We start from the raw sequence: 7,530 nt of genomic DNA, 5'->3' as shown, positions 1-7,530 counted from the left end.
AAGCGAAGCTGTTTTGCGGAATATCGATTCTTACAAGGTATTCTTTCTTAATAAATCAATTCAGTGCATCCCTTTTGAGGATGCGCTGTTTTTGATTAAAATATGATTGTTCCCAATACTACGAAGAACAGGACGCCGAAGATGATCGCCATGCCCCTCATCCATTTTGCTTCCCGGTCCATGCCCTGTGCCTTCATCTGGCGGTATCTGAACATATTTGTCAGGACAAACAGCACCGTCATGAACAGTACCGCAATATCCATATAGCCCATAATCAGAAAGACGACTGCTGTAATACTCAGGAGGGCAATTGCAATGCCCTGCATCATTTTTGGATTCAACTTTCCCACTCCTCAAAAAGAAAGCCGGCATAAGCTGCCGGCAGGCTTTCCTTATTTTTTATTGTCTGCTTCCACTGCTTCCAAAGCAATTTCCGGGTGATTGGAATAGAATTTCCGTCCGATGAACGTCTGGATGATCAACAGAATACCACCGACTGTCCAGTAGACCGGCAAAGCTGCCATCGACGTGAACGAGATGAACATGATCATGATCGGAGAAATGTAGATAAACAGCTTCATCTGTTTCTGCTGCTGTTCCGGCATCGTCCAAAGCGAAACTTTTGCCTGGAAGAAGTACACAGCACCGGCAATCAGCGTCATCGCAATATCCGGCTCGCCCAAATTGAACCACATGAATTCATGTGAACGCACTTCAGGTGAGTACAGGATGGCAAAATACAGCCCCATGATGATCGGCATTTGAATAATGACCGGCAGACAGCCCATATTCAATGGATTGACTTCATGTTTTTTATAAAGCCCCATCATTTCCTGCTGGAGTTTCATCTGTTCTTCTTTGTCTTTCGTCTCTTTCAACCGCTTTTGGATGTCTTCCATTTCCGGACGCATGGCATCCATTTTGACTTTCATCCCCTGCTGGCGCTTATATGTGCGCAGCATGAACGGCATCAGCACAAGACGGATGACAATCGTGATCGCCACAATGGCAAGCCCGTAGCTGCCTCCGAAAAGATTTCCTAAATAATCAAGGGAAAAATCGAATGGTGCGACAAAAACCGTGTAGAAAAAGCCTTCTTTATTCTCTACAGCTGAACAGCCGCTCAAGAATAATACTGCAGCCGTAAGCATCGACATTAATATAAATTTCTTTTTCAAATTAGTCACCTTCACCTTTTTAAACTATAGAGAAGTATACCTCATACGCAGTGTATATTTCAATCAGCGGAAAAAACTGGCACAGATTCGGGCATGGGATATGACAACTTTATGGCATTGCCGAAATACAGAAAACCCCATAAAAAAAAGGAGAATTACTTCTCCTTACTTGGCATTCGGCAATGTATATCTGAAATAAGGAATATGCTGGCTGTCGCGGAATTGCTTCGGCGTAACCGTCGTATATTTCTTGAAGATGCGGGTGAAATAGCTTTGATTGCAGAAATGGAACTGTTTCGAAATCTCCGAAATGCCTTTGTCCGAATGGCGAAGGTAATGCTGGGACTCTTCAACGCGGCGCACGTTCAAATACTCCACTAACGTAATGCCGGCGTGTTCGCGGAAGATGCGCGACAAATGGCTCGTGGAAATATGGAAATGCTTGGCAACGTCTTCCACCGACAGATCGCGTTCCACTTCATCATTGATGAACATGACGACTTTGTTAACTGTCTGGTGGCCAAATGACGGCTGTTTGCGTTCTGAAATAACGGAAATGAAGAACTCGATCAACTCGTCTGCTACATAAAGGAATTCCGAATCATTCATGCGATTGTCGACCAGTTCGATGCAGGCGTTATTGAAGGCAAACGCTTTTTTCGGCGGCACGCGCATTTCAAAAAGCTTCCGTGCCATCACGGAAGAGAGGACTATGTAGTAATTTCGGATTGCGCGGATTGTCTCTTTCCCTGCATGCAAAGAAATCATGTCAATCAACGCACGAAGCGTCTCTTTCGCTTTCTCTTTTTCCAAATGATGGATCTCATAAATTAATTGGGTCTCTGTCTCAAAAAACTTTTCCAGGCCTTCATACTGGTTAAGATTTTCACTTTCAGCCATGAAAATTTTGGAAATTGTTTCTTGAATTGTAGGTACAGCTATAATATTCATCTTTTCCCCGTCTTTCTTTTCACAAGTTTTTGCACTCACTTTATTAACTATATACTGAAACAATAAATAAGGACACAGTTTTGCTTAACAGAATAACTCTTTTTAAGCATTTCGGTCTACTACCTATTTCCCACAGTCTAAGCTATAAGGAAATATCTTCCCTAAATATATACTAAATATACCTCATATAATGTAAAAAATCACTATTTTTTTCTTAAAGTAATATACTTTTAATATTTCTGAAATGCATTACTTCCTTCCCAGGTTATAAATTTCATTATTCTACTCTTGTAATTCCTCTTTTTCGGGGGGAATGAGTGCCCGGATATGGCGCGGCAGCACTTCGATTTTAAAAGGAGTGGCACAGCCTTCATCTCCGTCAATATTGCACATTAACGGTTCTTTTGTTCTGATGATCACTTTTGTTGTGTGAATTGCTTCCACAGCAGGGTCTTCTTCCAGTTTTCCTCTCCACAGGGCTCCAGCCATCCTGATAAAGCCGGCAAGTTTGGCGTGTTCCACGATAAACAAATGGAGCAGCCCGTCATCCGTCAATGCTTCCGGTGCCAATTTTTCGAACCCGCCAACTGAATTCGTCAAAGCCACCAGAACCAGTTTGGCGTCGCCTTCCCACACACCGTGATCGTGCTCGATTTCGAAATGAGTCTCTTCATCTGAAGTGATCGCTTTGATTCCTTCTATAAAATAGGCAAGTGCACCGAGACGGGTTTTTTGCTCCGGCGATACGTTTGAAGTGGATTCCGCCACATCCCCGATGGCCAATATGTTCATGAAATACATATCACCCACTTTGGCAATGTCGACGGCTTTTTCAGTTCCTTTCTTCAAAGCGACGATCGCTTCTTCCGGATCCAGGGAAATTCCAAGTGCCCGCGCAAAGTCATTAACAGTACCAAGCGGGATCAGGGAAAACAAAGGCTGATGAGGCTGCTCCGCCAGTCCTGATACAGCTTCGTTTATCGTCCCGTCTCCTCCCATGGCGACAACGAAATCATACTTCTCTTCACAGGCTTCTCTGGCAAAGAGAGTGGCATCCCTTTGTTTCTCCGTCTCTCTAGTATCGACAATATAACCCATTTCTTTAAGTGTTTTTTCCACATCTTCCCGGTAATCGGCAGCTTTTTCTTTTCCGGCAGACGGATTCAGTATAAACATCGCCTTTTTCATCTTTTAGCCTCCAAATGGTATAATAGTTTCATTATTTCTATTTACCCTTTTATCAGTAAGTCTTAATCCATTAATTTTTCATTATTTCCAGGGAATGGAGATGCGCAATGCGTTTTTTTATCTATCTCATCATCTTTTTCTCATTCTTTGATCTATTTGCCCAATTGCCCATCATCAGTCCGTTTGCAATTGAGCTGGAGGCAACTCCCTTTTTGGCAGGGCTTGCGGTCGGAATGTATTCGCTTTCCAATACATTCGGCAATGTCATTTCCGGCATTTTCTCCGACAGGAAAGGGCCTTTCGCCATCCTCGTCACCGGCCTGCTGCTGACTTCCCTTTTCCTGTTCACTTATTCACTTGCAGAAAATGCCTACAGTCTTTTGGCCATCCGGTTTCTTCACGGTCTGGCTGCCGGGCTGATCGTTCCGGCGGCATTCACTTATCTCGCGAACCGGACAGACCGCAGCCGCCGCGGAAAAGGGGCGGCTGTTTCCGGTGCCTTTGTCGGGTTGGCGGCAATCATCGGGCCAGCTTACGGGGCGATAGTGGCGGGCCGGTCGGGGGTACCCGTGACAATGGCGATAACCGGGGCCATGCTGTTTGGGCTTGCCGTCTTTGCCTTTTTTCTGTTAAACCGCAATGTGAAAAAGAGGAAGGATTTGCCTACTGAACCCCTTACGTTCAAAATGATCGTTCTGAATCCGGGGTTATTGCGGGCATTTCTGGGAGCGTTTATCCTGATGTTTTCTCAAGGGGTCCTTGCATATATGCTTCCTTTGAAAGTTTCGGGGCTTGAGCTGCCGGGTGAAATGAGCGGATTGCTGCTGAGTGTCTTCGGCATATCAGCGATCCTTGTTTTCCTCCTTCCGGTCAACCGCCTTTTTGATCTCGTCAAACCGGTTTATACATTGATGATAGGCTTTCTGATCATGGGCAGCGCGCTCTTTCTGTTGAGTGCCGTTTCAGTGGCTCCACTGCTTTATCTCAGTATGGTCTGCTACGGCATCGGTTTTGCGCTGTTATTTCCATCCATCAATTCGCTGCTCATCGACTCCACGACGGAACGCTCGAGAGGCAGGGCCTATGGTTATTTTTATGCCTTCTTTTCAATCGGTGTAGTGGCAGGGTCCTCATTCACCGGCGCCCTGGCCCTGACTGCGGATCAGGGTTTCATCGCCAGCGGTGTGCTGCTCGTGAGCGCTGCCGCAGTAAATTTTGCCGCATTAAAGAAATAAAAAACAAAGGGTGGTCCGAGGACCACCCTTTTAAATATTGTCGGTGCTTATGCGTGGTTCCGGAGAGACCGTGTCGGTGTTTTCCGACTTTTCTTTGCTGGTATCATTTGCTGATAATTTCTTGTTCTCCACATTCTGCTGCCCTTCTTCATTGAAATATTGCACTGAATCCGGAGAGCCTTCCGATACCATTTTGTTTTCCCGCAATTTTTGTGTGTCTTTTTCAGACTGCGCCGGTTTTTTAATGTCATCCAGGTTTTGTGATTCCATATATGAATTCACCTTCTCTTTCGCATTATTGAACGCCAGTGTCGCTTTTTCACGATTTTCCGGATTTTTGAAATATGCATATGCGCCTACAGCCAGGCCTGCCAGTAACAGCCCTCTGCCTTTCCCGTTTGCCATTCAACCACTCCCTCACGATTTAATGTCTTCTATAACATATACCCTTTTGCACCCAGTTTAATCTTTTTTGGTGCCTTCAAGCTTCATATCAAGATGCGGAATGCCGTCTTCATCGTACTCTTCTGAAACCGGCTCGAAGCCGAATGACTGATAAAACTCCTTCAGGTAAACCTGTCCCTGCAGCTGCACTGCTTCGGGCTGCCATTCGGTGAAAATGAAATCAAGGCATCTGCGCATCAACTCTCTCGCCAGTCCGCGGCCTCTTGCTTCCTGCCTGACAATCACCCGCCCGATGGACGGCACATCGTATTTAATTCCTGCCGGAACGAGCCGGGCATAAGCGAGAACTTCTCCATTCTCTCTGAAGGCCAAGTGGACTGAATCCTGATCCAGGCCATCAAGTTCCGGATAAGGACAATTCTGTTCGACTACAAAGACATCGACGCGCAGCTTTAACAGCTCGTAAAGTTCAGCTGCCGTCAGTTCATCAAATTTACATAGTTCCCAAGTCAAAAGCTCTCACTCCTTTTGTCTCTATTATTCCACAACAGTGGCTATTCATGTAAATTTTTGATATGATGACGAAAAGAATTTCAGAGGTGATTGCATGATTCGCACAGGTACACCCCAGGACATAACAGCAGTTCAGGAAATTGCCCATATCAGTTGGAATGACACTTACGAGAACATTATCCCCGTGAATATACAGCAAAGTTTTTTAGATAAATCCTATTCCGTGCCAATGATGGAAATGCGTCTGAAAAAGACCATCCTGCTTTTGGCGGAGCACGAAGGCGAACCCATCGGTTTTGCCAATTTCACTAAACTCGATGACGATGGAGACGCGGAATTAATCGCCCTTTACCTGAAACCTGAACATCAGCGCCATGGTTACGGCAAAAAGCTGCTCGACAGCGGTTTAGCTTATCTTATCGACGGTTCGAATCTGTTTGTTTATGTGGAAAGTGAGAATACGAAAGGCCGCCGTTTTTATGAAGCGAACGGTTTCGAGCTTGTGGAAGAGTTCGAAGAATTTTTTGAAGGCCACCCGCTTCAGACAGCCAAATACGTCTATAATTTGAAAGCACCCGCTCTGTGAGTAAGCCGTTCAGTTTTGAATCGCAAAACCTGAATTAGAACTCGAAATAGACCCCTAATTAGAACCTTAATTAGCGGTCTATTTTTTATTGATTTCATTGGGTTTGCGCTACTTTTTCGCCTTTTTTAATCATTCAATTGACACATCAATTAACAGGACTACAATAAATATTGTAAACCAACTAATTCAGTGTCTAATTGGCACATTAAAAAGGGAGTGAAATGCAATGTCAAAAATTGAACCAAAAAGGCTGAACAAGCAACCTGTTGAATGGGAAATCTCGGAACTGGCACGAAATACGGTGAAACACTTTTCCGAATACAGCGAACGATCCGAAGAAGCTATTGTTGGTCGTTTACTAGTTGGACTTCTGAAGGATGAAGACTTCGTGGAATGGGTACGCAACAAGAAAAACAACAAACGGATTTTGAAGGAACTGGGGCTGTCGCTGAATGACGAACTATAAAGAGCTTTGTTCACCTGCCGACACGTTTCTAAAGCCAAGGCCGTTTCTATCGAAACAAGAAGTACAGAATCGTCAAAACACATACGATACTCTCGTACCGAAAAAGTTTTCAACAAATGAAAGGCATCTTGCTTTTCGTCCAATGGAGTTCGAATGGAAAGGCAAGACCTACAAAATTCAAATGAACCATTGTACCGAACCACTATGCAAAAACTTTGGTTTACCCCAAGAAAAATATAACGTCAAAAGTAAACCGAGCAGATACAAATTTAGCGGAAAGAAAACCCGAACAGCTATTTTGTGTAATCCTGACAAACGTGATCCTGATGATGTTCAACCTCAAAATTGTACGGTTACGGCAATTTCAAATTGGTCTTTATCTGAAGAAATTGAACGCTTAATCCGTATCAATTCATTAAAGGCAATTGAACCAGAATATGTATTCCACAAAGATTCCTGCACCCTAGATTCCACTCCGTTCAAAACACCCAAAGAATTTTACAAACGTGGCGTAAGCAAAGCGAAATCCCAAATCTATCAATGCAAGACGTGCAAGAAATATACGAACGTCTTACCAAATAAGCAACGGAATACCACTTATCATCAGCAACGAAATGAGATTCTTCCTCTGTTCGCCAAACAATTGGTCAACAAGTCATCAATCAATCGAACGTGCGAAATTTTACAAATTTCAAAAGGAACGTACTATCAAAAATTGGAATGGCTTTATCGCTGTTGTTTGGAATTCTTGGAAACGCGTGAAACCAAGCCTTTGGCTACCAAGTCATTTGACCAAATGTGGTTGAACACAGATAAGCTTCATTATGTACTAAACAATGTATTGAAAAGAGGACAAGGGAAAAACAGCAGTCGCCACATCGATGAGAAACAATTGCCAACCCACATTATTGCGACTGCCGATGTGGTTTCAAATTATGTATTTCGTTCAGATATTGCTTATGATTGGGATGCTTCAATCGATAAGATTCAAACAGATACACAAAGCTT

At 43.9% G+C, this 7,530-nt stretch carries 9 protein-coding genes and 1 pseudogene; 4 read left to right on the top strand and 6 right to left on the bottom strand.

Features of this window, described 5'->3' with window-relative positions; genetic code table 11:
* Positions 1-95: 95 nt before the first annotated feature.
* The 4 genes from KW93_RS00665 to KW93_RS00650 all read right to left on the bottom strand — a co-directional run bounded on the left by KW93_RS00665 (position 96) and on the right by KW93_RS00650 (position 3,317).
* A complete protein-coding gene (locus KW93_RS00665) occupies positions 96-350 on the bottom strand; it encodes a hypothetical protein (protein ID WP_235318325.1) in 255 nt (84 codons plus the stop codon).
* A 42-nt stretch (positions 351-392) separates the two neighbouring features.
* Positions 393-1,178, bottom strand: a complete 786-nt coding sequence (gene yidC / locus KW93_RS00660) for a membrane protein insertase YidC (protein WP_033541021.1) — start codon at positions 1,176-1,178, stop codon at positions 393-395.
* Between the two features lie 165 nt (positions 1,179-1,343).
* Positions 1,344-2,129, bottom strand: coding sequence for a helix-turn-helix domain-containing protein (locus KW93_RS00655; RefSeq protein ID WP_033541020.1), 786 nt, complete (start codon positions 2,127-2,129; stop codon positions 1,344-1,346).
* A gap of 282 nt (positions 2,130-2,411) precedes the next feature.
* Positions 2,412-3,317: a diacylglycerol/lipid kinase family protein gene (locus KW93_RS00650; protein WP_033541019.1), complete on the bottom strand. Its 906-nt coding sequence runs from the start codon at positions 3,315-3,317 to the stop codon at positions 2,412-2,414.
* 107 nt (positions 3,318-3,424) lie between these two features.
* Between KW93_RS00650 and KW93_RS00645 the strand changes: the two genes are divergently transcribed.
* Positions 3,425-4,552 (top strand): MFS transporter, encoded by a 1,128-nt coding sequence (locus KW93_RS00645; protein WP_033541018.1) that lies wholly within the window; start codon positions 3,425-3,427, stop codon positions 4,550-4,552.
* Between the two features lie 30 nt (positions 4,553-4,582).
* Here the strand turns inward: KW93_RS00645 and KW93_RS00640 are convergent, their stop codons facing one another.
* Complete coding sequence (locus tag KW93_RS00640) at positions 4,583-4,957, bottom strand: hypothetical protein (protein ID WP_033541017.1); 375 nt, start codon at positions 4,955-4,957, stop codon at positions 4,583-4,585.
* A 57-nt stretch (positions 4,958-5,014) separates the two neighbouring features.
* The gene (locus KW93_RS00635; RefSeq protein WP_033541016.1) at positions 5,015-5,470 is read right to left on the bottom strand and encodes a GNAT family N-acetyltransferase; all 456 of its coding nucleotides are present in this window, start codon (positions 5,468-5,470) and stop codon (positions 5,015-5,017) included.
* A gap of 94 nt (positions 5,471-5,564) precedes the next feature.
* Between KW93_RS00635 and KW93_RS00630 the strand changes: the two genes are divergently transcribed.
* From KW93_RS00630 to KW93_RS00620, 3 genes and pseudogenes are all read left to right on the top strand, one after another.
* On the top strand, positions 5,565-6,056 hold the full coding sequence (locus KW93_RS00630) for a GNAT family N-acetyltransferase (RefSeq protein WP_033541015.1): 492 nt from the start codon (positions 5,565-5,567) through the stop codon (positions 6,054-6,056).
* Between the two features lie 226 nt (positions 6,057-6,282).
* Positions 6,283-6,522: a hypothetical protein gene (locus tag KW93_RS00625; RefSeq protein WP_033541014.1), complete on the top strand. Its 240-nt coding sequence runs from the start codon at positions 6,283-6,285 to the stop codon at positions 6,520-6,522.
* Positions 6,509-7,530, top strand: a pseudogene (locus tag KW93_RS00620) (insertion element protein); the annotation flags it as partial. The gene KW93_RS00625 and the pseudogene KW93_RS00620, both read left to right, overlap by 14 nt.

Origin of the sequence: Planococcus sp. CAU13, from assembly GCF_000775575.1 — a bacterium.
In the GTDB taxonomy this organism is placed as follows: Bacteria; Bacillota; Bacilli; order Bacillales_A; family Planococcaceae; genus Planococcus.
This window is presented reverse-complemented; position numbering and strand designations above follow the sequence as displayed.